The organism is Acinetobacter sichuanensis (assembly GCF_003024515.2).
In the GTDB taxonomy this organism is placed as follows: Bacteria; Pseudomonadota; Gammaproteobacteria; order Pseudomonadales; family Moraxellaceae; genus Acinetobacter; species Acinetobacter sichuanensis.
The window spans coordinates 1-888 of the sequence record NZ_PYIX02000181.1 but is presented as its reverse complement, the minus strand read 5'-3'; the positions used below and the strand labels follow the sequence as shown (position 1 = coordinate 888).

2 protein-coding genes are annotated in these 888 nt (G+C 41.2%); both read left to right on the top strand.

What is annotated here, in order from left to right; translation table 11 throughout:
- The first annotated feature begins 58 nt into the window (after positions 1-58).
- Positions 59-322 carry a hypothetical protein gene (locus C9E89_RS22890; protein ID WP_107010337.1) on the top strand — a complete coding sequence of 88 codons (264 nt, stop codon included), beginning with the start codon at positions 59-61 and terminating at the stop codon, positions 320-322.
- Positions 319-888, top strand: a 570-nt coding sequence (locus C9E89_RS22885; RefSeq protein WP_107010336.1) for an Nmad5 family putative nucleotide modification protein, incomplete at its 3' end; no start/stop codon positions are given. The genes C9E89_RS22890 and C9E89_RS22885, both read left to right, overlap by 4 nt.

Sequence of the window (888 nt, the reverse complement as noted above, 5' to 3'; positions counted from 1 at the left end):
AGCCCCTAGATGGAATAGGGGCTCTAGCGTAAACACTGTCATATCTACGGAGACTATTATGAAACAAACCACATCCCACAGTCAAACGCCAGAGTTTGGCGTTAACAAAAGCGCTACAGGTCGCTTGTATCAGCACCCAACTCAACAGGAACAAAAACCTGTTACTTGGTTCTCCCTTCTCTGGTCTTTCTTCTTAAAAACTATGCTGCCAAATATGTGTAGCGCTGTCCTTATCTTAATCGCTTTCTGTTCAATGGTCTTCATGTTGCAAAGCTGTGCGGATCAACAACAAGTGGCGTTTGTTATGGAGGTGAGTCAATGAGTCGTTTAACTAAACAGTTACGTGAAGCAATGCTTGATGCCATTCTTTCACACGCATTTGATGCGAAACAACAAGCTGCTAAACAAGCAAAAATTACAGCAGGTGAGCAGGTTTACCAAGACATTTATGCATCGCATTTGATTGCAATGGAAAGCTTACCCAAAGGTTTCTTACCTAAAAGCTCAACGTTCTATATTGCTATTGCTGAGCAAAAACACATGGTTAATTGTTCGGAAGGTCGTTTGATTGGTAGACGCCATGACGATAGATTTTACGAAGGTGCAAAACTTTATGTTGGTGATGAAGTTGTTGCTAAAAACTTCATGGCTGCTGTTGAGCACTGTAGAGATTTAAAAGCACAACGTGAGCAAATGTCACGAGAAATTACCCCTGTTCTTGAAAGTGTCCATACGTTTAAAAAACTATGGGAAGTATGGCCAGAGTCAAAAACGCTTCTTGATAAATTTGAAGTGAAACCTGCTATTGCAATTCTCCCTGCTGTTCAAGTGAATAAATTGAATGTGGTTTTGGGTTTGCCAGTATCAGTAAGTGCTGAGGTGGAGCGA